At 64.6% G+C, this 23244-nt stretch carries 22 protein-coding genes and 1 riboswitch; of the genes, 8 read left to right on the top strand and 14 right to left on the bottom strand.

All coding sequences use genetic code 11. The features are described from left to right. The first annotated feature begins 5 nt into the window (after nt 1-5). Nucleotides 6-371 (top strand): 4a-hydroxytetrahydrobiopterin dehydratase, encoded by a 366-nt coding sequence (locus G5C50_RS04200; RefSeq protein WP_165065392.1) that lies wholly within the window; start codon nt 6-8, stop codon nt 369-371. A gap of 4 nt (nt 372-375) precedes the next feature. On the opposite strand, the gene G5C50_RS04195 is transcribed toward G5C50_RS04200, so the two are convergent. The 4 genes from G5C50_RS04195 to G5C50_RS04180 form a co-directional block, all read right to left on the bottom strand. Beyond that, on the bottom strand, nt 376-1329 hold the full coding sequence (locus G5C50_RS04195; RefSeq protein WP_165065388.1) for a hypothetical protein: 954 nt from the start codon (nt 1327-1329) through the stop codon (nt 376-378). 27 nt (nt 1330-1356) lie between these two features. Continuing rightward, entirely contained in the window at nt 1357-3132 is a 1776-nt protein-coding gene (locus G5C50_RS04190; RefSeq protein ID WP_165065385.1) for a lipopolysaccharide kinase InaA family protein, read from the bottom strand. Between the two features lie 4 nt (nt 3133-3136). Then, nucleotides 3137-4270, bottom strand: coding sequence for a glycosyltransferase (locus G5C50_RS04185; RefSeq protein WP_206107574.1), 1134 nt, complete (start codon nt 4268-4270; stop codon nt 3137-3139). 325 nt (nt 4271-4595) lie between these two features. Continuing rightward, a complete protein-coding gene (locus tag G5C50_RS04180; protein WP_165065379.1) occupies nt 4596-4739 on the bottom strand; it encodes a hypothetical protein in 144 nt (47 codons plus the stop codon). Nucleotides 4740-4927: 188 nt separating this feature from the next. On the opposite strand from G5C50_RS04180, the gene G5C50_RS04175 reads away from it, so the two are divergent. Next, a complete protein-coding gene (locus G5C50_RS04175) occupies nt 4928-5350 on the top strand; it encodes a secondary thiamine-phosphate synthase enzyme YjbQ (protein ID WP_165065376.1) in 423 nt (140 codons plus the stop codon). A gap of 413 nt (nt 5351-5763) precedes the next feature. On the opposite strand, the gene G5C50_RS04170 is transcribed toward G5C50_RS04175, so the two are convergent. After that, the gene (locus tag G5C50_RS04170; protein ID WP_165065373.1) at nt 5764-7074 is read right to left on the bottom strand and encodes an SGNH/GDSL hydrolase family protein; all 1311 of its coding nucleotides are present in this window, start codon (nt 7072-7074) and stop codon (nt 5764-5766) included. 122 nt (nt 7075-7196) lie between these two features. On the opposite strand from G5C50_RS04170, the gene amaB reads away from it, so the two are divergent. Next, entirely contained in the window at nt 7197-8717 is a 1521-nt protein-coding gene (amaB, locus tag G5C50_RS04165) for an L-piperidine-6-carboxylate dehydrogenase (RefSeq protein WP_165065711.1), read from the top strand. On the opposite strand, the gene G5C50_RS04160 is transcribed toward amaB, so the two are convergent. Beyond that, complete coding sequence (locus tag G5C50_RS04160) at nt 8714-9412, bottom strand: (5-formylfuran-3-yl)methyl phosphate synthase (protein ID WP_165065370.1); 699 nt, start codon at nt 9410-9412, stop codon at nt 8714-8716. The genes amaB and G5C50_RS04160 overlap by 4 nt on opposite strands. Continuing rightward, nucleotides 9388-10233: an exonuclease domain-containing protein gene (locus tag G5C50_RS04155; protein WP_165065367.1), complete on the bottom strand. Its 846-nt coding sequence runs from the start codon at nt 10231-10233 to the stop codon at nt 9388-9390. Before G5C50_RS04155 ends, G5C50_RS04160 begins: the two co-directional genes overlap by 25 nt. Before the next feature lie 114 nt (nt 10234-10347). On the opposite strand from G5C50_RS04155, the gene G5C50_RS04150 reads away from it, so the two are divergent. Together G5C50_RS04150 and G5C50_RS04145 are read left to right on the top strand one after the other, a co-directional pair. Further along, nucleotides 10348-10905, top strand: a complete 558-nt coding sequence (locus G5C50_RS04150; RefSeq protein ID WP_165065364.1) for a CAP domain-containing protein — start codon at nt 10348-10350, stop codon at nt 10903-10905. Nucleotides 10906-11009: 104 nt separating this feature from the next. Beyond that, nucleotides 11010-11378, top strand: coding sequence for a hypothetical protein (locus G5C50_RS04145; RefSeq protein WP_165065361.1), 369 nt, complete (start codon nt 11010-11012; stop codon nt 11376-11378). 81 nt (nt 11379-11459) lie between these two features. Here G5C50_RS04145 and G5C50_RS04140 read toward each other — a convergent pair whose 3' ends face one another. The 7 genes from G5C50_RS04140 to thrC all read right to left on the bottom strand — a co-directional run bounded on the left by G5C50_RS04140 (nt 11460) and on the right by thrC (nt 19315). Then, nucleotides 11460-12650 carry a phosphoglycerate kinase gene (locus G5C50_RS04140; protein WP_165065359.1) on the bottom strand — a complete coding sequence of 397 codons (1191 nt, stop codon included), beginning with the start codon at nt 12648-12650 and terminating at the stop codon, nt 11460-11462. A gap of 137 nt (nt 12651-12787) precedes the next feature. Further along, on the bottom strand, nt 12788-13792 hold the full coding sequence (gene gap / locus G5C50_RS04135) for a type I glyceraldehyde-3-phosphate dehydrogenase (RefSeq protein WP_165065356.1): 1005 nt from the start codon (nt 13790-13792) through the stop codon (nt 12788-12790). Between the two features lie 265 nt (nt 13793-14057). Continuing rightward, the gene (locus G5C50_RS04130; protein ID WP_165065353.1) at nt 14058-15281 is read right to left on the bottom strand and encodes a glycosyltransferase family 2 protein; all 1224 of its coding nucleotides are present in this window, start codon (nt 15279-15281) and stop codon (nt 14058-14060) included. Nucleotides 15282-15399: 118 nt separating this feature from the next. Then, nucleotides 15400-16554 (bottom strand): aminotransferase class V-fold PLP-dependent enzyme, encoded by a 1155-nt coding sequence (locus G5C50_RS04125; RefSeq protein ID WP_165065350.1) that lies wholly within the window; start codon nt 16552-16554, stop codon nt 15400-15402. Nucleotides 16555-16577: 23 nt separating this feature from the next. Further along, complete coding sequence (locus G5C50_RS04120) at nt 16578-17633, bottom strand: ThiF family adenylyltransferase (protein ID WP_165065347.1); 1056 nt, start codon at nt 17631-17633, stop codon at nt 16578-16580. 53 nt (nt 17634-17686) lie between these two features. Next, nucleotides 17687-17956: a MoaD/ThiS family protein gene (locus tag G5C50_RS04115; RefSeq protein ID WP_165065344.1), complete on the bottom strand. Its 270-nt coding sequence runs from the start codon at nt 17954-17956 to the stop codon at nt 17687-17689. A 72-nt stretch (nt 17957-18028) separates the two neighbouring features. Further along, nucleotides 18029-19315 carry a threonine synthase gene (gene thrC / locus G5C50_RS04110; protein WP_165065708.1) on the bottom strand — a complete coding sequence of 429 codons (1287 nt, stop codon included), beginning with the start codon at nt 19313-19315 and terminating at the stop codon, nt 18029-18031. A gap of 193 nt (nt 19316-19508) precedes the next feature. Further along, nucleotides 19509-19627, bottom strand: a riboswitch (SAM riboswitch). Between the two features lie 757 nt (nt 19628-20384). Between thrC and G5C50_RS04105 the strand changes: the two genes are divergently transcribed. From G5C50_RS04105 to G5C50_RS04095, 3 genes are all read left to right on the top strand, one after another. Next, the gene (locus tag G5C50_RS04105) at nt 20385-21131 is read left to right on the top strand and encodes a hypothetical protein (protein WP_165065340.1); all 747 of its coding nucleotides are present in this window, start codon (nt 20385-20387) and stop codon (nt 21129-21131) included. A 122-nt stretch (nt 21132-21253) separates the two neighbouring features. Continuing rightward, nucleotides 21254-22972 (top strand): DNA repair helicase XPB, encoded by a 1719-nt coding sequence (locus G5C50_RS04100; protein WP_165065337.1) that lies wholly within the window; start codon nt 21254-21256, stop codon nt 22970-22972. Between the two features lie 37 nt (nt 22973-23009). Next, a complete protein-coding gene (locus tag G5C50_RS04095; RefSeq protein WP_165065334.1) occupies nt 23010-23234 on the top strand; it encodes a hypothetical protein in 225 nt (74 codons plus the stop codon). The last annotated feature ends 10 nt before the right edge of the window (nt 23235-23244 follow it).

The raw sequence follows: 23244 nt of genomic DNA, 5'->3' as shown, positions 1-23244 counted from the left end.
TCACCATGAGCACGCCAACCCTGACCGACCTGACCACCAAGAAATGCATCCCGTGCGAGGGTGGGGTCCCTCCGCTCGCACAGGGAGACGTTGCTGAATTGCTCCAAACCGTGCCGGGCTGGACTCTCAGCGCGGACGGAAAGCGGATTCGTCGCGAGTGGCGCGCGCGCAACTTCGTCGCGGGCCTCCGATTCTTCGACAAGGTCGGCGAGCTGGCCGAGGACGAGGGCCATCATCCCGACCTGCACCTCGCCGGGTACCGCAACGTGGCCGTTGAGATCACGACCCACGCCGTCGGCGGCCTGACCGAGAACGACTTCATCCTCGCGGCCAAGATCAACACGATCCCGATCGAGGAGAAGTCGCACTGAGCCGTCAGAAGCCCAGGAATTCGCCGAGGCGGCGGAGGAAACTCGGCCGCCTCGGTTCTTGAAGCCGACGAGGAATTTCGAGATCCCGATCCTGCATCCGCACGGCTCGATCCGGGCGATCCGCCGGCTTCCGTGCAATGAGCTTGAGAGGTCGCCCGTCCATGTGGGCGAGCAGCGACTCACCGTTCATCCCTCGAGATTCGAGGCGATCAGCCAACGATCGACGGTCGCTCGGAACGCTCAGATAGTCCACCAGAACCGCTGATCCCGGACCTGAGTCGGAAAGCATCAGATCGACCCAGGCCCAGGCCTCGCGGTAGTCGCGCGGTTTCATCTCGTGGACCTCGGCGAGACCTTCCAGGCGGGCGAGATCGGGCTTCCACCCAGCCTTGCGGTCCGCCTCCAGCTTGGCTAATCGGGACTCGCGGTCGTGCACGTCGTCAGGACCGACCTCGAAATACTCGGCGAGCCCCTCGTCAAGCCAGAGGGGGATGTCGCCGAAGCGCCCTCGGAGCAGAGCGTGGGCCGCCTCGTGTCGTAGGTCCTCTTCGAGCATCGGGCCCTGGTACGTGTAGACGATCCGCTCGTCTCCCTGGGCCAGGAAGAACGCCCTGCGCGGCGGTAACTCGGGGAAGTAAAACCGAAGCAGATGGAGGAATGAGCTGCGGTCGTCGAGAACGTAGACCTCGATGGGCCCCTTGTCCTCGGCTTCGCCCTGGCTCCCCTTCAAACGCTTCGCGAGATCGCCTCGAAGCTGTTCGAGAGCCTGCACGGCGGGGACGTCGGATTTCATCGCCTCGTTGGAATGGACGACGAACGGGCCGGTTTTGAGTTCATAGGCCGTCGGCAGCAGCGAGGGCTCCCGTTTCGCGATCGTGGAGCAACCGCTCGCGGCCAGAAGCAACGCCAGCCAGACGAGGCGCAGGGGCCGCCGGAGGATCTCAGGGCGTGTGAGCATGGAGAATCCTTCCTCCAGGGAGACCGTTCAAGACAACGGTCGACCGCGGCGGCGATTACGGGCCTTCTTCGTGTACGAGGCTGCCTCGACGGCCCGCCAAAGGGCCTTCCATTCGTCGGTCTGTTGAAGGCGATGCGGCAAGTAAGCCCGAAGGAAGCGGAGCGACGCCGTGCGAGTTCGACCGGGAGCGTCCGCCAGGCTGACGCTGAGCCGCGCCAGGTTCTGCACGCGACGGTGCATCGGCAACGGAGCCTTTAGTCGCACTCCGACGAGATCGATGAGCGAGAGGATGCTCTCGCCCGGCTCGGCGTCGCGGCGGATCAAAATGTTGGAAGCCTTTAGATCACGGTGCGAGAGCGATCGATCGTGGAGCAGCCGAACCAGCGACGCCAGCGCCTGGGTCAGTCTCTCGATCTCCGCGTGCAGCGCATCTCCCTCCAACTCCGGCAAGACCTCGTAGACGTGCTCGGAGAGGGTCGACGCGTTGAGTTGCTCGACTGTAATCAGGTAGGTCTCGTGCGGCAGCACCCCCTGGAACGGCGAGAACCAGGGCTTACGACGCCTCGCAACGAACGCCAGGTTCTGAGGCGTGGGGATGCCGCGAGCGGAGAGGTGCTGGCCGGCTTGCCAGGAGCGCCAGGCACGCGACGGCCTGAAAATGGCCAGCACGGGGTCGATCCACTTCTTGCGATTGAACCTCTTGAAGACGACGGGCGTCGGCTTGCCGTTGACGATCATCGTCGCTTCGATCAGCCGGGTCGTCCGAGAATCCTTGATGACCTTCACCCCCGGAGCGTTGAACGCCGCGTCGGGATCGACCAGCAGTGGGGCGACCTCCGATGGGTCGAGGTCGCGCGAGGCGATGCAAAGGGCGTTGTTCGACTTGGAGACGTAGAAGTATTTGTTCGTGGACCGGCAACGCTTTCCCCAACGTCGCCAGAGCCGCTCCGCCCAGCGCCGGGTTGCGGTCTCGACGCCGACGGCGAAGTCGCGAACGGAGTCCGGAGCGCCCTCGCGAGCCTGGAGATACGCCTTGAGAAATCGGTTCCGGTCGACGCGGGTGCTTCGCGTCCAGAAGTAGTGGTCGAGGAGCGCGAGGTTGCGTTGGGCCTGAGGCCAGCTCAGCTTCTTGGACGTCCGGAGCGCGTCCAGATCGATCATCGTGAGTTGGGGTTCGTCGCCGGGTCCAAGCCGCACCAGAATATTGCCGGGGTGGAAGTCGATGTGCAGCAGGCCCGCGTTGTGGAGCTTCGCGGTGAGGATCCCCATGGCCTTCGCGAGCCGATGACGGAGGCGGGAACGTCGCGGCTCCGGCAGGTTGGGCAACTCCTGCTCCACGAAGTCGTCCAGTGGCGGCGCGTCCTGGATCTCGCGCGTAATCAGGAAGTTATCGAACAGGAAGCCACGACGGCGGCGTTCACCGAGCGCGATCGGCGAGATCGTCGGCACGCCGATCGAGGCGAGTTGCGAGGATCGCTTGCCTTCGTTGCGGCCCTTCCCCCGCCGAAACCACTGGCGATACTTGGCGCGTCGATCGGGAACGAGGTAGTGCTTGATGTAGACCGCGGTATCCGGAAGCTGCACGCGATAGACGACGCGATGCGGTCCTTCTTTCACGATCTCAAGCCGGCCCTCGCTGCGCCACTGCTCCAGCCTCAGCCCGTCGGCGTCGAGCAACGAGTCGCGCCAGCGGCCCTGGAGCCACCAGCCGACGTCGCCGGCCCGCACGAAGGTCCATTCGGGGGGCTTGAACATCCGGTGATCCGACGACCTCGCCGGGATGGTGGGAAGGATTGCGGTCATGGTGCTATTCCGATCCCCGTCGGACCCTTCGCCCGGACGAAGGGGCGGCGGGCGTCGCTCGTGAGCCGCCGACGGCCCACGGCTTCTCCCGGTTGAAACATGGGTTGTACGAATGACTGCGTGCTTCCGCGCCGGACTTTCGGAGGTCCACGCCGGTCACGGCGGCGGCGAACGCTGGGCCCCACACGGCCGTCGAATACTGCTCCTCGACTTGCCGTCGGGCGGCCTCTCCCATCCGAGCGCGGGACGAACGATCGGCCGCGGCCGTGATCGCCGCCGCCCACTCGCCGACATCGTCGGCGAGAAAGCCCGTCTCTCCTGGTTCGATCATCTCCAGGTGAGAGCCGACGCGGTTGGCGATCACCGGCAGGCCCGCGGCCTGATACTGAAGGATCTTGAGCCCGCACTTGCCGCGGCTCCAGTCGTCGTCCGGGATCAGGCCGACGCCGATGTCGCCCATCGCAAGGTCGCGAGCCTCATCGACGTCTGACCAGCGAACTTCCACGACCTCGACGTTCTGGAATCGCGGAAACCGGTCGCAGACGACGCGGAGACGCAGGCCGGGAATCTCCGCACCCAGCCGCTCCCAGAGGTCGCGACGTTCTTCGAGCCCCTTCAACGTGCTCGAAGATCCGATCCAGACCAGTTCCGGCGGCCCGTCGCGCTGGTTCGCCGATTTGACGGCGTAGCGGCTGAGATCGATGCACGTTGGAATCGTGCAGACCGTTTCGGCCGAGGCGCCCGCTCGCAGGGCCTGGTCTGCCAGATAGTCGTTGCCGGCGATCACGACGTCGGCTGCGCGGACGATTCTCGCAAACCGCGCCCGACGACGAGCCGAATGTGGGCCGCGTCGGTCGAACGAGTCCCGGAGCATCACCGCGTCGTCGAAGTCGAAGACCAGTCGTCTCGCGTTTCGACGCAAGAGAGCCAATTGCCAGGCAGGCAACAGCTTACGTTGTATCAGGACGGCCTCGTACTGGGCCGCTGAACGAAGTTGGCGAAGCCTGGGGAAGAGGCCTCGCTCCAACGACTCGCACGTTAACGTGCATCCGACGTCGCGAAGGGCGGATTCGAACGCGCGAACCCGGTATCGGCAACAGACATGGTCAGGCGAGTCCACCAGGGCGAGTAGTCTCATCCCGTCCTCCGTGACGGTTCGGGCGACCATGCTTCGGAGTCTGCAGCCTCTCCGTGTCGGCCGTCGACGTCGGAATCTTAATCCGAACCTCCAAAACAACCAACCCCGAAGCGGACGCATTAAAGTGAGTAAGAGTTAAGCCTGCTGAGTCAGGCCCACCGATCCCACGGCACAGCGGTCTGCTCATGGGTTGCAGACTGACCAGGCGTCTCGCGATCGGTAGTCCGGCCGCCAGCCCGGATGTCTCAATCGAAGGTTCGCAACGACCGAGCGGCAACCGCCTCTGAGGAGACATTTCAGAGTAGATCGCTGTAGGCTTCTCCCTTCACATTCCGGCGATGAACAGCCGGTTCTGCCCCTTGTGCTCGGCCAGACCCCAGAAGCTGCTGCTCGCGTTCAAGCAGCGATCATGATAAAACCCTGAATTGCAGTTCAGGACGACATCGAGCCGCCGGTGCCACCCAGGCATGCACCTCGGCTGTCGCCGCACCTTCCAATGCGTACCAGGAGCACGGCCCGCCGTCCGGAACTGGGGGAGACCCCACGTTCAGGAAGGAGGATCGGCGCGGCTTCTTCCATTTGCAGCAAGTCCGCCGATGGACGACAAGGAGGTCGTCCCGTGCTTCCCTCTCACGCTTCCGCCAGGGGACTATCCCCATGAAATCGCTGACGGAACACCTGACGTTCAACCTCCCCGCTCGTATGGGTTTCGTGAACATCACGCCCGAGGTCGAGGCCCTCGTCCACAGAAGCGGCGTCAAGGAGGGGCTCGTGCTCGTGAACGCCATGCACATCACCGCCTCGGTCTTCATCAACGACGACGAGTCGGGCCTGCACGAGGATTACAAGGAGTGGCTCGAAGCCCTCGCCCCGTTTGATGCCTCGCCGACCCGTTACAAGCACAACCGAACCGGCGAGGACAACGCCGACGCCCACATGAAGCGGCAGATCATGGGACGGGAGGTCGTCGTCGCCGTTACCAACGGCCAGCTCGACTTCGGCCCCTGGGAACAGATCTTCTACGGGGAGTTCGACGGCCGTCGTCCCAAGCGAGTGCTCGTGAAGATCATCGGAGAGTAGGCAGCAGCACCGGGGCTCGGCAGCCTCCTTTTCGGACTCATCGCCCTGATCCGGAGATTCTGAATTTGCGCCCTGACCGCCCAGTCTGTTCACGCGATCAACGAAAAGGACCGGCGATTCGGTCGTACCATCCATGTAGAGGTCGTTTCAGTACCTCGGCTCTTTGGCAAATCAGAAGCTCGTAATGGGCGGTCCGAGACCGTCGAGGATGCGATGCCACGCAGATCGGCATGGAATGCAACCAGTCGAAGGATGAGTTGTTTGGCAATCGAAGCCAAACGGTCGGCAATCGCAAATTCCTTTGCTGATTAGCTTTGCAGCCGACTCAGGTGTGACCGAGCGGCCGCAATCGAAGCCAATCCAAACCCAATCGCCCAGACCCGGTGAGGATCCTGCCGCCAGCCTGAGTCGGTCTACTGTCTGGGACGAGATCCGGCGCGTTGCAGATCCAGCAGCAACCCCAGGCGGCGGCCGACGGCCCCGGCCCAGATCTGGCAGCCGAGCACGGAGAAATGGCCGTCGCCGAGTTTGCCGTTGAACAGACTGCTCGGACTGGTCGGTTCACCCTGGGAGAGTCGCCGGAGGGTTTCTCGGGCTTCGGCCTCGATGAAGTCCTCCATCGGATCGAAGTAGATCGCTCCCGAGGGGATGATATCGGGGACCCGCCCGGGGTAATGCGCTGTCTGCCGGGCTCCTTCGACGTGGTTCACCCAGGGTGCGGGGACTACCAGGCAGGGGATGTTCCATTTCTGGCAGAGTTCGACGATCCTCCCAATCCAGTGACGGTTCTCTTCCCAGTCCGCCCGGCCTTCGAGGACCTCGAAGAGGTCGCCGAAATCATTGGCGAAGAGGCTCAGGATCACGAACTGGGGAGGGAAACGCTCCGCGTATTCCAGCAGAGTGAAATACTCCTGCTCGGGGGAGTAGCCCAGGTGTCCCGTGTTCAGGATCTCGACCCGCGACTTGTTGCGGTCGGCCAGGACGCGTTTCAGGCACTCGCTGGGCGTCTGGTCGTCGCCCACGAAGAGGCCCTGCATGTAGGAATCGCCAAGGACGATGCCTCGAAGCTCGGCTGAAACGTCGGGCTCGCCGCCGCGGAGTCCCCACGAGTTGGTGTTCTGGACCGACTCGACGACCACGACCGCGCTGGCCTCCTCGGCGAGCTTTCGGTTTGCCGGGGAGTCGGGGAGCTGGAAGTAAGCCAGCACGCCCCCCTGACTTTTCATGTTGCGTACCCAGATCGACCTGGTCTGGGGACGAAAGCGGTAAGAGCGGCCTGAATCGTCGGGCTCGTAGACGGTGGAGGGGAGGAGCAACGCCTTGTCGAAGTTCCCCCACCGCAGGAGGGCGTGTTCCGGGTCCAGCCCGGCGGCGTCGACGAGGAGCCGCATCCTGGGATCGTAGGCGTCGTAGGCGGTCGTCAGTTTGGTACGGGCCTGGTCCATGTCGAAGAGCCGACGGCGGCGCCAATCAGCGTCGATCCACGAACGGTCGTTCGAGTCGCCCGTGAGCCAGGCGAAACCGCGATGCAGCTTCCCGAACGTCCAGGAGGCCGCATAGCGACCGCTTGCCGTTCCCAAGACGAGCAGGCAGAGCGTCGCCATCGTGAGGCCCAGAATCCACCGCTTGAACCGTCGGGCGAGTCGATCCCCGCGCTCGGCGAACCGAAAGCGTCGCTGGTGCAGAGGAGGGCGTTTGGCCTGGAAAGGGAATCGGTGCAACACGGAGGGGCCTTCTCGATCGATCGGATGGGGTCGCGTCCTTCGATCTTATCCCCGAATTTGCCCGGAGACAGTAGAATGGTCCGTTTGGTCGGCCATCGCTGGGGAACGATTGGAGACGGATGATGTTTGAGGACCTCCTGGATCGGCTGGGACTGAGTTCGGTGGAGTCGGGCGCGTGCCACGTCCGCTGGGTCGACGACCCGAAGGGCGAGGTCATCGCTTCCGACAACCCCGCAACCGGCCAGACGCTGGGACGTGTGAAGTACGCCACCCGAGACGTCTATGAGGAGGTCGTCGACCAGGCCGTCGGAGCCTTCAAGAAGTGGCGGATGACCCCCGCCCCTCGCCGCGGCGAGGTCGTCCGCAAGATCGGCAACGAGCTTCGCAAGTACAAGGCCGACCTGGGCCTGCTGATCACCCTGGAGACGGGCAAGATCCGCTCCGAGGGTGAGGGCGAGGTTCAGGAGATGATCGACATGGCCGACTTCTCCGTCGGCCTCTCGCGACAACTCTACGGCCTGACGATCGCCAGCGAACGGCCCCGTCACCGGATGATGGAACAGTGGCATCCCCTCGGCGCGATCGGCGTTATTACCGCGTTCAACTTCCCGGCCGCCGTATGGGCCTGGAACGCCATGGTCGCGGCCGTCTGCGGCGACACCGTGATCTGGAAACCCTCGCCGCTCGCCCCTTTGACGGCCGTGGCGGTCCAGAAGATCGTCGCGAGGGTCGCCGAGGAAGAAGGCTTCCCCGGCGTCTTCAACCTCAGTCTGGGGTCGATTGAGGACGTCGGCGAGCCCATGCTCAACGACGGCCGGCTGCCGTTGATCTCGGCGACGGGAAGCTGCCGCCTGGGCTATCATGTGGCGGAGGTCGTCGGCCGGAGGCTCGGGAGGACGATCCTGGAACTGGGCGGCAACAACGCGGTGATCGTGGCCCCGAGCGCTGATCTCGACCTGGCCATTCGCGGGATCGCCTTCGCCGCGGTCGGCACTGCTGGCCAGCGCTGCACGACTGCGCGACGCTTGATCGTCCATGAATCGGTTTATGAGCAGGTTGTTGACCGGCTGGCCCGCGCCTATCCGACGCTGCCGATCGGCAATCCCTGGGATGACGGCGTCCTTGTCGGTCCGCTGATCCACGAGCAGGCCGTCGAGGCCATGCAGTCGGCCCTGCGGCGTGCCGAGGAGCAGGGGGGCAAGGTGGTCGTCGGGGGCAAGCGGTTGGACCGTCCCGGCTGCTTCGTCGAGCCCGCCCTCGTCAGAGCGAAGCGCGGCATGGCGGTCGTCGGCGAGGAGACCTTCGCCCCGATCCTCTACGCCATGCCTTATCGCGAGATCGAGGAGGCGATCGCGATCCAGAACGAGGTCGAGCAGGGGCTGACCTCGGCCATCTTCACCCGCGACCTGCTGGAGGCCGAGCGATTCCTGTCGCCCGAAGGATCGGACTGCGGCATCGCCAACGTCAACATCGGGACGTCGGGGGCGGAGATCGGTGGGGCGTTCGGCGGCGAGAAAGCCACCGGGGGCGGTCGTGAGGCCGGCTCCGACTCGTGGAAGGCCTACATGCGTCGGCAGACCTGCACGATCAACTACGGCGCCGAGCTGCCGCTCGCACAGGGCGTCCGGTTCGACGTCGGCTAACGGCGAGGCTCCGGCAGCTTGCGGACGACCTCGGCCAACTGCTCAACGCGGCTCTGGTCGAGGTCTCGCAAGCGGTCGCCCCCCTCGCAGACCGCGCCGCGAACCGCCACGATGTCGGGGCGGATCGCGGCGATCACATCAAGGTTCTCGCGTGTGAGCCCGCCGGCGACGGCCAGGGCGTTTTGATCTTCCCGGAACTCCGCGGCGAGGTCGATCAGTTCGGAGGTCCATACAGCGGGCTTCGACTTGTCCCAGGTGTCGAAGAGGACCCCGTTGAAGCGAAAGTTGGTGTTGAAGATCGAGGTCGGCGACGGAGCACCGGCGGCCTTCCAGTCGGTATAGACGACCGCGATCCATTGAACGCGAGGGGCGTTCAGACGATCCGCCAGACCCGCCCACTCCTCAACCCAGTTCGGGCCCACGCCGGCGAAGCCCACCTTGCAGTAGCGGACACCGTCGAGCGCTTTCGGCGGAACCTCGGGTTGAGAGTCACCGAGCCACTCAGAAAGTTCGCCCAGAGCGACGCTCATCCGCAGGCCGGCGGGAACAACGTGGTAGACCTCGCGCCAGGTCTCGAAGGCTGCACGTCCGAGTGATCCATTCGACGGCTCTTTGACGTCGATGATCGAGGCCCCGCCAGCAAGAGCCCGCTTCGCCTCCTCGGCCGACCTCACGCTGACGAGCAATCGCGCCACGGTTCGCCACCCCTTCGCTGCTCTTCGAGGACCTCGTAGGAACGGATTCGATCGAGCCGAAAGGACTTATCGATCGCGTCGATATGGCACCTGGCCACCAGGTAAGCGATGCCGCCGCGATGGGCGAACGCCCGGGGGGTCACCACGCGAGGCGCCTCCCCCCGCGAGCCTCCCGTGTAGGCGATGCGGACGGCAATCCCTCGAGCGACAGCCTCGTCGAGCCGCTCCCAACCGAGGGGAGGAGGCGCCGGCTGCGACCCGTCATGGAGCGGATAGGAGACCCTCGCGGCCTGGGGCGTCGTCGGGCCGCCGAGGCGGAACCACAAATCTATTACGGCTTTCGCATCCGCCAACGCACGATGTCGAGCCTTCTCTCCGGTCCCGAAGTAGGCGACAAGCCGATCGAGCCTGTGGCTCTCCAGATCGGGGAGCACCGAGCGCGCCAGCGGCAGCGTGTCCAGGACCGGGCGATTCGGGATCGACATTCCTGATCGTGTGAACTCCATGCCCAGGAAGCCGGCGTCGAAGGCTGCGTTGTGGGCGATCAGCGGGGCGTTTTCCGCACGACGCAACAGCTCGTTTAGCTCGGCGAGAACGACGCTCGCCGGGGGAGCGCCGATGAGATCCGAGTCGCAGAGCCCGTTGATCTGGGACGCCAGGGGACCGATCGGACGGCCGGGGTTGATCAGCCGCTCGAAGGTCTCGAGGGTCCTCCCTTCCCCGTCGCAGATCAACGCCCCGATCTCGATCACTCGATCCGAGCGCGGGTCGAGCCCGGTCGTCTCAAGGTCCAGGGCGATGAAGTGACAGGAATTTGGCATGCGGCGATTCAGAAGGCGGGAAGGCTCGATCGTGATCCCTAGAGTATGATACGCATGTGAAGGTCGATTCGCCCATGCTTCGACTCTCGTCCCGTCCTGGTGCACCGCCCGATCATGTCATTCGTCAGATTCCGATCGACCGGAGTGTTTGCGGCCCTGGCAGTCGTTCTGTCGGTGACCTTGGGCTGCGTCTCGATCCAGATCTGGCCGAAGCCGCTGACGACGCCCGACGATCTGGATGCACCCTGGCCGAGGCCCGATCGACCTGGCCCCATGGAACTGGATCAGGTGCGGGAGTCCCTTCTGACTTTCCACAACCGCGCCCGGGCTGAGAAGAAGTCGCCGAAATTGGAGGTCAGTCGAATCCTGCAGGAAGCGGCTCAGGCGCATGCGGAGGAGATGGCCGCGCGAGCCAAGATGACGCACACCGGCGCGGACGGGTCGGACGTCGCGGAGCGCATTCAAAGGCTGGGCTATCGTTACAGGCGATGCGGCGAGAACATCGCCTACGGCCATTACACTCCCGAGACCGTGATGCGAGGCTGGCTGACGAGCCCCCCGCACCGCAAGAACATCCAGGGCGGATTCAGCCAGGTAGGGTTCGGTTACGCAGCCGGCAAAGACGGTACGCCGTACTGGTGCGTTACATTCGGACTCCCTGCAAGGCGATGATCGCCGGCTCGCTCCAAATCCGTCGGATATGTTTGAGGTGGATCCGGGAGGGACGACCGGATCGCCAACACATGCGCGTCGACCCGACGTAAGGACGGAGGATCATGAACAGGTCAAGGTTTATCGCGTACCTGATCCTGGCTGCGGCCGTTCTGACGACGGCGGGCTGCCACGGTGCGGGGAAGCGGCGCAGCATCGCCAACGAGCCGGTGCTCTCCGGCCTCGACGCCGAGGACAAGGCCTATCTCGACGCCCCCGCGACGACGACCGCCTCGTCGGTCGTCGATCGCCACCCGCTGCTCTACAAGCCCCGCGAATACTGGGACACCTCGGGCGATAACCGGGTTGTGAAGGCCGCGGCCGCCACCTTCATCGGCGTCCCCGCCGGCATGGTCGGCGAGGTCCGTCAGATCTTCACCGGTGCGCCTCCGGCCGTCGTCAGCACGGCTCCGACTGTCGAAGTCCATCGCTGATCGAACACAAAACGAAACAGGCCCGCGCGACCCGGAGTGTCGGGTCGCGCGGGCCTCGTCGTCTCGTCGCGGCAGCGAGGATCAACGATCAGGGATGACCTTGATCGAGTTGAACGCCTTGCCTTCGAGCGATTCGAGGAAGGCGCCGCCGCCCGTCGAGACGTGGCTGACCTTCTCGGCGTAGCCGAACTTCTCAACGGCCTCGGCCGACTCGCCGCCGCCGACGGCGGTCACGCCGTTCGACTCGGCCAGGGCCTCGGCGACGGCCTTCGTTCCCTTGGCGAAGGCCTCGACCTCGAACATCCCCATCGGCCCGTTCCAGACGACCGTGCCGGCTTCCTTGATGATCTTGGCGTACTCGGCGATCGTCTTCGGGCCGATGTCCATCCCGAACCATCCTTCGGGGATGTCGACGCCTTCGGTGGCCTTGGTCTCGGCGCCTTCGCTCGGCTTGTCGGCGATCAGGTGATCGACGGGAAGCACGATCTTGCCGCCGGCCGTCTCGAGCAGCTTTTTGGCCACTTCGAGCTTGTCCAGTTCGACGAGGCTCTTGCCGATCTCGTGACCCTGGGCCTTCAGAAAGGTGTAGGTCATCGCCCCGCCGACGAGGATCTTGTCGACCTCCTTCAGCAGGCTTTCGATCACCAGGATCTTGTCCGACACCTTCGCTCCGCCCATGACGGCCACATAAGGGTGGCCGGGGTTCTTGAGGAGGGTGTCGAGGATCTTGAGTTCCTTCTCGACGAGGAAGCCGATCGCCCGCTTGTCGGCCGGGAACTGCTCGGGGAGGGCGACCATCGAGGCCTCGTCGCGGTGGCAGGTGCCGAAGGCGTCGTTGACGTAAGCGTCGCCGAGAGAGGCGAGGGCCTTGGCGAACTCGGGGTCCCCCTTCTTCTCGCCCTTGTTGAAGCGGACGTTCTCCAGTACCAGGATCCCGCCGGGCTTCAGGTCGGCGGCGAGCTTCTGGGCGCTGGGGCCGACCGTGTCGTCGGCCTTCTCCACGGGCTTGCCGATCAACTGGGAGAGCTTGGCGGCGACCTTGTCGAGCTTGAACGGAGCGTCGGTGGCCGGGTCGCCCTTGGGGCGGCCGAGGTGGCTGATGAGAATGAGCGAGCCGCCGCGGTCGAGGACGTCCTTGAGCGTCGGCAGGGCGGAGCGGATCCGGCGGTCGTCGGCGACCTCGCCGTCCTTGGTCTGGGGCACGTTGAAGTCGACCCGGACGAGGACCTTCTTCCCCTTCACGTCGAGGTCGCGGACCGTCTGCTTGGGCATCGGAGTATCCTGATGGGAGTATAGAAACAAGGCCCGCTCCGTCACGGGCCCCGGTGGACCGGGGACGGCGTCGAAGCGGGCCGGATGAGAGGGCGGGGGCTCGGAAGAGCCCCCCGCCGTCGTGGATCAAAGTCGGGTCAGAGGGCGCCCAGCTTCTCGATCAGCTCGGCGGTGCGGTTCGAGTAGCCCCACTCGTTGTCGTACCACGAGAGGACCTTGATCATCGTGCCGTCCATGACGATCGTCTGGTCGGGGACGAAGATCGAGGAGTGGGGGTTGCCGACGATGTCGCTGGAGACGATCGGATCCGGGTTGTACTCGAGGATCCCCTTGAGCGGGCCTTCAGCGGCGGCCTTGACCGCGGCGTTGACCTCGTCCTTGGTGACGCTCTTCTTGAGAATCGCGGTCAGGTCGACGACCGAGCCGTCGGGAACCGGAACCCGCATGGCGAAGCCCGTGAGCTTGCCCTTCAGCTCGGGGATGACCTCGCCGACGGCCTTGGCGGCGCCCGTCTTGGTCGGGATCATGTTGATCGCCGCAGCGCGGGAGCGGTAGAGGTCGCTGTGGATCTGGTCAGCCACGCGCTGGTCGTTCGTGTAGGCGTGGATCGTCGTCATCAGGCCCTTTTCGATGCCGAAGGTGTCGTTGAGCACCTTGGCGAGCGGGGCCAGGCAGTTCGTCGTGCAGGAGGCGTTCGAGACGATCTTCAGGTCCTTGCTGATGACCGAGTCGTTCACGCCCAGAACGATCGTGGCGTCCAGCTCATCCTTGGCGGGGGCGCTCAGGATGACGCGGTCGGCGCCGGCGTCGAGGTGCTTCTTGAGCTGCTCCTTGCTGGTGAAGAAGCCGGTCGACTCAAGGGCGATCTGGCAGCCGAGGGACTTCCACGGCAGGTTGACGGGGTCCTTCTCGGACGTGATCGCGATCTTCTTGCCGTTGACGATCAGGGCCTTCTCAGCCGCTTCGACGGTGCCGTCGAACGGGCCGTGAACGCTGTCGTACTTCAGCAGGTAAGCCAGGTGCTTGGGATCAGCCAGGTCGTTGATCGCGACGACGTCGAATTTGCTGGGGTTTTGGGCCAGGACTCGAAAGACCAGGCGCCCGATGCGACCGAAACCGTTGATACCGACGCGAACGGACATCGATTTTCTTCTCCTGCAACGCCCACGGACGCGTCAGACGAGAGCGCGACCGCATCAGAGCGTATGCGAACTTGCCCACAAAAAGGGCCGGCGTTCGGGTCGACCGAACGGGGACTTTGAGTGGATGGCGGGATGCGGGTCAGCCGCATCCTTGATACCTCGACTCGCCCTTCCCAGAACCCTTGGCAACGACCCCATCTGACAGCATTCTAACGGGGTTTACAAGATGCACCTCCGTTCCGCGGCGGAAGGGAGGCCTCGCACCTCAGCGCTCGGCGGTACGGGCGGTCCGTACCCATTGGGTCGGCTTCTCGCCGAGCTTGATGGTCAATTTCCAGATCGCGTAGATCGGAATGTACGCCAGAGTCCCGAGATAGCTGAGCGGAAGGTCGAAGACGACGAACGGCGACAGAGCGTACAGCCCGACCGCTGCGATCATCAAGAGACACGAGCCCAACAGGACCCATGCCGCCGGATGAACCAGCGGATCGGCGAACGCCAGAGCCGCGATGATATTCAAGATCGCCAGAAACGCCAGACCAGCCAGCAACTTCATCATCGGCGGCGTCTTCAACTCGACGGCCGACGCCAGGCGTTCGAGAAGTCCCATGCGGCGGTCGCGAAGGACCTTCCAGAAGAGCCGCTTCTTGATCTCCTTGCGGCCGAACTCCCAGCGCCGACGCTGGTTGGCGGCGGCTTCGCCTCCCTGTTCCAGCATCGTCGCTTTCACGGTCGCGTCCGGGACGAAGGCGATCCGCTCGCCGGCCATCCGGACGATCCAGGAATACTCGTAATCCTCGACGAGTCCATAGGCTTTCCAGGGAACGCGACGCAGGCCCCGAGTGGTGAAGCACATCCCATTGCCGTTCAGCGGCGAGCTGAGGCCCAGCTTGAAGAGCCCGAACGGGGCGACGCCGTTAACCAGGCTGAAGGCGTACGTCATGAGCCGCGTCCGCCACGAGGCGTCGGCGTTCGCGACCGTGTAGTAGCATTGAATCCAGTCGTGCCCCTCGCGAATCTTGGCGTCGAACTTTCGCAGCAAGTCGGCGGAGGCGACGGTGTCGGCGTCGATGACGACGAGAGCCTCAAGCTGATCGAACCGGCCCGAAGCCTGGAGCTGCTCGATCAGATACTCAAGGGCGTATCCTTTCGTGCGTTTGTCGGGGGTCTGGCGGACGACGACCTCCGCGCCCTCGGCTTCCGCGATGGCCGCGGTGTCGTCGGTGCAGTTGTCGGCGATCACCAGGACTGAGAAACGCTCGATCGGGTAGTCCTGCGCCCTGCAGCTCTGGACGGTCTGGGCGATGCCGACTCGTTCGTCATGGGCGGGAATGACAATGAGGAAGCGTGATTCCGGAGTTTGAAGAAGCTTCGTCTTCCGCGAGGAGAACATCGCTGACACCGCCGAAAGGAGCAGCATCAGGACGAAGGGCAGGGCGAGCAAATTAAGGCCGATGACGAGGACCGCGAACAGGCCGGCGAGCGACATCGGGCGGGAATCCTTCGTTTGAAACCCTACGAGAAAGAGGCCGTCGCCCCTCGCGTCGACGAGGAGCGGCAGCCTCAATCTTATGCGGAACGCAGCTCTCGGCGAAACCCCGAGGTCCTCACACGACGCCTGCCGTGATCTCCGACAAGGCGTCCAGGAATTGCCGGATGTCGTCGTGGCTTGTGAACGGCGACGGCGAGAGTCGCAGCAGCCCGTCCGGGAACGAGCCCAGATTCCGGTGGATGTAAGGAGCGCAGTGAAGTCCCGGTCGAACGGCGATGTCGAATGAGACGTCGAGGATGCCGGCCAACTCCTGCGGAGAGATCCCCTCCGGCGTGAACAGCGAGAGAGCCCCCGCGTGCCGCTCAGGGTCCCAAAGTCCCGCGACGCGCCAGCCGTCGGCGTGCTCCGCCCAATCGACGACCTGCTGGAGAAGTTCGACCTCGTGCTTGCGGAGCGCCTCGACTCCACGCTCGGCGACCCAGGCGATGCCCTTGCCCAGGCCGGCCACGCCCAGGACGTTGGGCGAGCCCGCCTCGTAGAAGTAAGGCCGAAGATCGGGCTGGGTTTCGCTCGACGAATCGCCTCCGGTGCCTCCTTCGCGCCAGGCATTGACCCGACCATCGACTCGGGGGCCGAGATACAAGGTCCCGGTCCCGGTCGGACCGTAGAGCCCCTTGTGGCCGGGGAGAGCGAGAAGGTCGATCGGCGTTTCCTTCAGGTCGATCGGAACCACGCCTGCGGACTGGGCCGCGTCGATCAGAAGGAGTGCGTCGGCGGCGCGAACGGCCTTCGCCACGTCCTCGATCGGTTGGACGGTTCCCAGCACGTTGCTGGCGTGCGTCATGGCCACAAGGCGGGTCTTGGGAGTGATCGCCGCGGCGACGTCCTCGGCTGTAACGTAGCCTTCGCGCGAGACGACGCGGGTCGAGGTGATCCGACCAGCCTTCTCGAGGGCGCGGATGGGACGGCTGATCGAGTTGTGCTCCAGATCCGTCAGCACGACGTGGTCGCCGTCGCGCAGGACGCCCTTGATCGCCATGTTGAGGGCGTCGGTGCAGTTGAGCGTGAAGGCCCAGCGGTCGGGCGACTCGCCGCGGAAGAACTGGTTGAGGGCGTGGCGGACGTCGTCGAGCGTCTTCTCGGCGGCCATGGCCATGCGATGCCCCGCTCGGCCGGGGTTGGCCAGCGACGTGCGGGCGAAGCGGTCGAGTTCCTGATAAACCGGCTCGGGCTTGGGGAAGCTGGTGGCGGCGTTGTCCAGGTAGATCATGACGGACTCCGAGAAACGGACGATCAAGCGCCCACGAACTGGGCGTAGAGGGTTTTCGCCTTGGCGATGTCGTTGGTCCCCTTGATGATGGCTCGACCGTCGGGGAAGACGGTGAACTCATAGCCCTCGGTGGCGAACCGGAGCATGAAGGCGTTGTGGCGGACCTCGCCGACGCCCTTGAGCCGCTCGGCCATCTCGCCGAACTTCAGCGGCTCGGGCCGACGGCTGGCGACCTGCACCGCGTTGCGACCGCAAAGGGCCGTCGTGTGCGAACCCATCGCCCCTTCCAGCCACTCGAAGTTCCTGTGCTTGCAGCAGGGACAGTCCACCTTGCCGAGCAGTCCCGAGATCTTGAGCTGGCGGAAGGTCCAGTCCCAAAGGTCGACCATGATGAGGTCGCGGTTGTACGCCTGCTTCGCCCCCGTGAGGACCTTGAGCGCTTCCATGGCCTCGAACGAGGCGATGACCGAGACCGCCGGACCGAGCACTCCGGCCGTTTCGCAGGTGGGCGTCATCCCGGGCGGGGGGGCCGTCTCGATGACGCAGCGGAGACAGGGGGTCTCGCCGGGGATGATCGTCATCGTCTGACCCTCGGCGCCGATCACGCCGCCGAAGATCCAGGGCTTGCCAAGCTTCACTGCGGCGTCGTTGATGAGGTAGCGGGTCTCGAAGTTATCGGTGCCGTCGAGGATCAGGTCGGCGTCGCCCATGAGGTCGAGGGCGTTGGTGTGGTCGATGTCCGTGACCACAGGCTCGATCTCGATGTTGCTGTTGATGAGCCGGAGCTTCCGCGCCGCGGCTTCGGCCTTGGGAAGGTTGTCGGCGACGTCCTGCTCGTCGAAAAGGATCTGACGCTGGAGGTTATGGGTCTCGATGAAATCCCGGTCGATGATCCGAAGATGACCGACTCCCGCGCGGGCGAGGTGATTCGCCAGCACGGTCCCGAGCGCGCCGCACCCGCAGAGCGTAACCCGGCTCTTCATGAGGGCTCGCTGGCCGTCCTCTCCCATCGCGGGGAAACGGACCTGTCGCGAGTAGCGGTCGAGCGGGTCGGGAGTCGTCGAGGCGGGGGCGGCCATGTCAGGTCGGGCTCCGGGCGGGCGAATTCGGGTCGATCGTTGGAACTATCAGGTCAGCCGCCGGCGACGGCGGGGATGATGCTGACCTCGTCCTTCTCGGCGACGGGCGTATCCAGCTCGTCGAGGAAGCGGATGTCCTCGTTGTTGACGTAGATGTTGACGAACCTGCGAAGCTCAGCGCCGTCGAAGAGACGTTCCTGGATCGACGGATGCTGGCGGCCGAGATCGGCCAGGACGGCTCCGACGGTCGCTCCGACGGTTTCGACCTTGTCGAGCCCTCCCGTTTGAGGACGCAGCGGAGTGGGGATTCGAACGAGCGGCATGGGGAGGTTCCTGATCGTCGGACGGAGAAACGGACTCGGAATGTTTGATGGAATCGCTCGCCTACCGTGGCTTCACTTCGCGGCGAGCAGCGTGTCGGAGGGAATCGCGGGGAAGTCGCCCCGCTGATCCACGATCGCCTCGAAATCCTCGAGAGTCGGCTGGATGACGACGGGGCGGGGCAGGTGGTCGAGGAGAGCTTCCTGGGTCTTCAGCCCGTTTCCCGTGATGCAAAGGACGGTCGAGCCGTTGCGGTCGATCTTGCCTTCTTCGATCAGCTTGCGGGCAACGGCCAGCGTAACGCCGCCCGCGGTCTCGGCCCAGACCCCTTCGGTTTCGGCGAGGAGGCGCATGGCGTCGACGATGGCCTCGTCGGAGACGTCCTCGCTCCAGCCGCCCGTCTCGCGAATCAAGTTGGAGGCGAACCAGCCGTCCGCCGGGTCGCCGATGGCGAGGCTCTTGGCAATCGTGTCTGGGTTGCGCACCGGCTTGACCTTGTTGGCCCCCGTCTTCACCGTGTTGGAGATCGGGTTGCAGCCGGTCGCCTGGGCGCCGTACATCCTCGTCTTCACGGGGCCGTCGAGCAGCCCAAGCAACTCTAGCTCGCGGAACGCCTTGTGGAGTTTGCCGATCAGGCTGCCTCCGGCCATCGGCGCGACGACGTGGTCGGGGACGCGCCAGCCGAGATCCTCGGCGATCTCGAAGCCCATCGACTTCGACCCTTCGGCGTAGAAGGGGCGGAGGTTGACGTTCACGAATCCCCAGCCGTAGCGGAAGGCGATCTGCGAGCAAAGCCGGTTGACGTGGTCGTAATTGCCGCGGACGGCCACGACCTTCGCCCCGTAGATCGTCGCCCCCAGGACCTTGCCCTGTTCCAGCCCCTCGGGAATCAAGACGTAGGAGTCGAGCCCCGCCGCCGCCGCGTTGGCGGCGACGCTGCCGGCGAGGTTCCCCGTCGAGGCGCACCCGACGGTCTCGAATCCAAGCTCGACGGCCTTCGAGAGGGCGACCGCGACGACGCGGTCCTTGAACGAGAGCGATGGATGATTGACCGCGTCGTTCTTGATGTAAAGCTCGGCGACGCCCAGCTCCTTCGCCAGTCGATCGGCACGAATCAAAGGGGTCGCGCCGACGTGACGGCCGACGGTCGGCTCGCCGTCGATCGGGAGCAACTCGCGGTAACGCCACATGGTCTTGGGGCGAGTCGCGATCGCCTCGCGGGAGAATGTTCGGCTGACGGCCTGGTAATCGTAGGCCACTTCCAGCGGCCCGAAGTCCTCGGTGCAGAAATTGAGAGCTTCTTTGGGGTACATCTTGCCGCAGAGGCGACACTTCAGACCCGTGACCAGTTCGCCTGACACCAGTTTCAACCCCCGTATCCAGGGAGATTCGCGATGCTGACGCGGTCGGCGAAACAGCCGTCCGCTTCGAGACGCATCGAATCCAGGGAACGGGATGGGGGATGAGGTGGGATCGGGTGCGGGGCCACGATGTAGCGCCGCCGCCGAAGACCATCTTATCTATCCCATGTTTCGCCTGTTCCGTCGTTCCCGGATGTCGTCCGGGATTCGAACGGAAGGCTATGGGCAGGAGTTAGCACCAGCATCCACCTCGTCGGTGGACCGGTTGCTGTGGCGTCGTCGGGCCCTTCCCTCAGCCACTCTGGATAAGATGCGCGCCGAATTGTGAGTGAGTCAGTCTAAGGCGATGGCTCCTTCGTCGTCAAGGGAGGGCGTATGAAATCGCTCGCCCGAGGCTGTCGGCGTTGCAGCCTTTCGTTTATCTGTTACGTTTGTCGTTGAGAACGGGACTGCTGATTTCAGAATCCTCGAGGCGGAAGCGATGGCCGCGCCCTGGAGAATCTTGTGGTTGTTCGTCCTGGCGGGGCATGGAATCGCTGGGGTCGCGTGGTGGTGGCTGGCGCCGGCGGGCTTTCCGACGGCTCATCCTCGATTCTGGACGAATTCGATCCTCCCGATCGCGATTCAGATCTGGGTCGTTCTCGGTCTCGCCGCCGCTTGCCTCGGTCGCATGGACGCCTTGCGGGTTGTGCTTGCCGTATTTCCAACGCTCTGGGTTGCCGGAGCGGTCTCGAGCCGCGTCGTCTTTCCGACGACGTTCGCGAAGGCCGCCGCTTTCCCACTGGCGGCCGGTCTGCTCATGGCAATCGGGTTCGCGACATACTTTCGAAATGCTCCGACAGCCCCTCGATGGCGTGTGCGGATAGCGATGCTCGGCGGGCTCCTCCTCGGCGCGACTCTGCCCGTGCTCCTGAGACCTTACTCGGCCCAGACGCAGCCGGCTGGCACTGCGTTGGATCTCGGTCGCATTCGGGGCGTCGGAGAGATCTCGGGAGGGATAGGGGAGGACGTTTTCGTCAGCCCAGGCGACGCTTCGACGACGCTCCGGAAGTCGCCTCTGAGGATCACGGTGCAACCGATCCTGCGGTTTCTGGAACGATCGTCTGATGGTGCTCCGACCGTCTTCGTCCCGGCACGGACTCGCGAAGGCCGAGTCCTGAGTCTGATCGGAGCCCAGTCGCATGAGCATGGCCTCGACCTTCTGTACAAGGCGGACTACGAAGCTTCGCTCCGCGTCGAGGCGCTGGCCGATGGCGTGGTCCAGATGGATGCGTCGGCGAGGCTCCCGCAGACGATTTGGTCTCACCTGAACTCTTTCTGCGACATCGACCTCTCAGGGCACAAACGACTCTCCCTGAGCTTCTCGCCCTGCCCCCAGACGCAGGTCGAAGTTCGTCCGATGGATTACCCGTTCGGACGCCCCCTGCGATTCGCCTTTCTGGACGCAGCGAGCCGATTCCGGGTCGTTGAGGCGACCAGCGGAGAGAAGGGGCCGTTTCACGAACTGGCGTCGGGTCGGTTGGGACGATCGGAACCTTTGTCGATCACCCTCCATGATCAGGGGGCCGCAGTCGCGAAGATCGTGCTGGAAGACTGGTCGTCCCAGGTCGACACACGGCTGTCTCCGACGGCAGGATGGGGCGCGCCCGTCAATGCGATTGAGTTCTGCCTGTCGGGAGATGAGGCTGCTTCTTCGGCGTCGATTTACATCACTCTTGCGGCGACTTCGGTAGGTCGGGGATGGGACTGCGTCGGCCATTGCGCTGGGTTGTACCGGAATCGAGTCCGGGTCGAGCTTCCGCCAGGGGGGTCGTGACCTTGCCACTCGTGGTCGCGGCCGTCTAACATGGAACGTTCGCGTTCCATGGTCCAGGCGACGCGGACTCGACGGCCTGTTCGTCCCGCCCACTCGACTCGACTCGATCCGGCAAGGAGCCCATGCAGTACAACCCGGCCAACCCGCTGATCGTCCAGGGGGACAAGACGATCCTCCTGGAAGTGGACAACCCGCTGCACGCCGAGGCCCGCGACGCCATCGCGCCGTTCGCCGAACTGGAGAAAAGCCCCGAACACATCCACACCTACCGATTGACGCCGCTCTCGCTCTGGAACGCCGCCGCCGCAGGAATGTCGGCCGGCGAAATGGTCTCGGCGCTGGAGACCTATTCCAAGTTCCCGCTGCCCACGAGCCTGCCCGCCGATCTTCGCGATCTGGTCGGCCGTTACGGGAGGGTGAAGCTGCGGCGCGTCGATGGGATCCTGCGGCTGATCGCCGCCGACAAGCCGCTCATTGAGGAACTCGCTCGACAGAAGGGGGTGCGCGAGTACCTCGGCGAGCGTCTTGACGACGTCAGCTTCGCCGTGGGTGACCTGGACCGGGGCGTCCTCAAGCAGGGGCTCATCGCCGTTGGATATCCGGCCGAGGATCTTGCCGGCTACGCCCAGGGCGCGGCGTTGGCCGTGGCGCTTCGCGATGTCGCGAAGTCTGGCAGCTCATTCCAGGTTCGCGACTACCAGCGGGGAGCCGTCGATACGTTCCACGCCGGCGGCGACGTCAAGGGGGGCTCTGGAGTCATCGTCCTCCCTTGCGGCGCGGGGAAGACGATCGTCGGGATCGCCGCCCTGGCCGAGATCAAAACCGAGACCCTCGTCCTGACCACCAGCACGACCTCGGTCGAGCAGTGGCGGCGAGAGATCCTCGACAAAACGGATCTCGATGAATCCCAGGTCGCAACCTACACGGGCGAATCGAAGACGATCGCCCCGGTGACGCTCGCGACCTACCAGATCGTCACCTACCGGCCGAAGAAGGACGGCGACTTCCCCCACTTCGGCCTCTTCAACAGCCGGGATTGGGGCCTGATCATCTACGACGAGGTCCACCTGCTGCCGGCCCCCGTCTTTCGATTCACCGCTGATATTCAGGCCCGCCGGCGACTGGGACTGACGGCCACTCTCGTCCGCGAGGACCACCGCGAGGAAGACGTCTTCAGCCTCATCGGCCCGAAGAAGTACGACGTCCCCTGGCGAGTGCTCGAATCGCGAGGGTGGATCGCCGAGGCCCAGTGCCATGAGATCCGCCTCGGCCTGCCGCCCGCCGCGCGAATGGAATACGCCATCGCCGAATGGCGCGACAAGTTCCGCCTGGCCAGCGAGAATCCGGTGAAGGAGGAGATCGTCGAGCGCCTTCTGATTCGCCACGATCATCCCGAGGATCGCGTTCTGATCATCGGCCAGTACCTCAAACAGCTTAGGCGTCTCGCCGAGCGATTCGACGTTCCGCTCATCACCGGTTCGACGCCGAATTCCGAGCGTGAGGAACTCTACGGACGGTTCCGCGAGGGCGAGATCCGCAGGTTGGTTCTCTCCAAGGTGGGCAACTTCGCGATCGACCTGCCTGACGCCAATGTCATGATCCAGGTCTCCGGAACCTTCGGCAGCCGTCAGGAAGAGGCCCAGCGTCTGGGGCGGATCCTCCGTCCCAAGGAGGGCGAGCGCCCCGCCTGCTTCTACACGCTGGTGACGCGCGACACTCGTGAGATGGACTTCGCCCATCACCGGCAGCTCTTCTTGACTGAGCAAGGCTATAGTTACGAGATCCTCGACGAGTCGGACCTCGACCATTCGATCCAGAATCCGAGCAAGGCCACCGGGTGACGTTACAAGTGATTTTTATCGACGCTGGATACGCCCGATGACGCGAGCGAACACACGGACCCCGGTGAAACTCCACAGGAACGTGACTTTGATTCGCACGGCTGAAGCGGTGCTCGCCGAAGAGCTGCTCGCGAGGAAGGCCCTCGCCCGTCTGATTTTGGCTCGTCTTTCCGAGACGGTCTTGCTGGTCAAGCCGGACGAGGCCGACGCCGCCGTCGATGAGCTACGGAAGATGGGACATACCCCGCGAGTCGTGCGCTGAGCCGAGGATA

The organism is Paludisphaera rhizosphaerae, from assembly GCF_011065895.1.
GTDB classification, from domain to species: domain Bacteria; phylum Planctomycetota; class Planctomycetia; order Isosphaerales; family Isosphaeraceae; genus Paludisphaera; species Paludisphaera rhizosphaerae.
Note: the sequence above shows the minus strand (reverse complement) of the source record. Positions and strands in the feature narration are given on the sequence as shown.

What these genes read in the sequence shown, in the direction of transcription:
- G5C50_RS04200 (WP_165065392.1), top strand. Translation starts at nt 6, where the DNA reads ATGAGCACGCCAACCCTGACCGACCTGACCACCAAGAAATGCATCCCG.
- G5C50_RS04195 (WP_165065388.1), bottom strand. Translation starts at nt 1,329, where the DNA reads ATGCTCACACGCCCTGAGATCCTCCGGCGGCCCCTGCGCCTCGTCTGG.
- G5C50_RS04190 (WP_165065385.1), bottom strand. Translation starts at nt 3,132, where the DNA reads ATGACCGCAATCCTTCCCACCATCCCGGCGAGGTCGTCGGATCACCGG.
- G5C50_RS04185 (WP_206107574.1), bottom strand. Translation starts at nt 4,270, where the DNA reads ATGAGACTACTCGCCCTGGTGGACTCGCCTGACCATGTCTGTTGCCGA.
- G5C50_RS04180 (WP_165065379.1), bottom strand. Translation starts at nt 4,739, where the DNA reads ATGCCTGGGTGGCACCGGCGGCTCGATGTCGTCCTGAACTGCAATTCA.
- G5C50_RS04175 (WP_165065376.1), top strand. Translation starts at nt 4,928, where the DNA reads ATGAAATCGCTGACGGAACACCTGACGTTCAACCTCCCCGCTCGTATG.
- amaB (WP_165065711.1), top strand. Translation starts at nt 7,197, where the DNA reads ATGTTTGAGGACCTCCTGGATCGGCTGGGACTGAGTTCGGTGGAGTCG.
- G5C50_RS04155 (WP_165065367.1), bottom strand. Translation starts at nt 10,233, where the DNA reads ATGCCAAATTCCTGTCACTTCATCGCCCTGGACCTTGAGACGACCGGG.
- G5C50_RS04150 (WP_165065364.1), top strand. Translation starts at nt 10,348, where the DNA reads ATGTCATTCGTCAGATTCCGATCGACCGGAGTGTTTGCGGCCCTGGCA.
- G5C50_RS04145 (WP_165065361.1), top strand. Translation starts at nt 11,010, where the DNA reads ATGAACAGGTCAAGGTTTATCGCGTACCTGATCCTGGCTGCGGCCGTT.
- G5C50_RS04140 (WP_165065359.1), bottom strand. Translation starts at nt 12,650, where the DNA reads ATGCCCAAGCAGACGGTCCGCGACCTCGACGTGAAGGGGAAGAAGGTC.
- gap (WP_165065356.1), bottom strand. Translation starts at nt 13,792, where the DNA reads ATGTCCGTTCGCGTCGGTATCAACGGTTTCGGTCGCATCGGGCGCCTG.
- G5C50_RS04130 (WP_165065353.1), bottom strand. Translation starts at nt 15,281, where the DNA reads ATGTCGCTCGCCGGCCTGTTCGCGGTCCTCGTCATCGGCCTTAATTTG.
- G5C50_RS04125 (WP_165065350.1), bottom strand. Translation starts at nt 16,554, where the DNA reads ATGATCTACCTGGACAACGCCGCCACCAGCTTCCCCAAGCCCGAGCCG.
- G5C50_RS04120 (WP_165065347.1), bottom strand. Translation starts at nt 17,633, where the DNA reads ATGGCCGCCCCCGCCTCGACGACTCCCGACCCGCTCGACCGCTACTCG.
- G5C50_RS04115 (WP_165065344.1), bottom strand. Translation starts at nt 17,956, where the DNA reads ATGCCGCTCGTTCGAATCCCCACTCCGCTGCGTCCTCAAACGGGAGGG.
- G5C50_RS04100 (WP_165065337.1), top strand. Translation starts at nt 21,254, where the DNA reads ATGCAGTACAACCCGGCCAACCCGCTGATCGTCCAGGGGGACAAGACG.
- G5C50_RS04095 (WP_165065334.1), top strand. Translation starts at nt 23,010, where the DNA reads ATGACGCGAGCGAACACACGGACCCCGGTGAAACTCCACAGGAACGTG.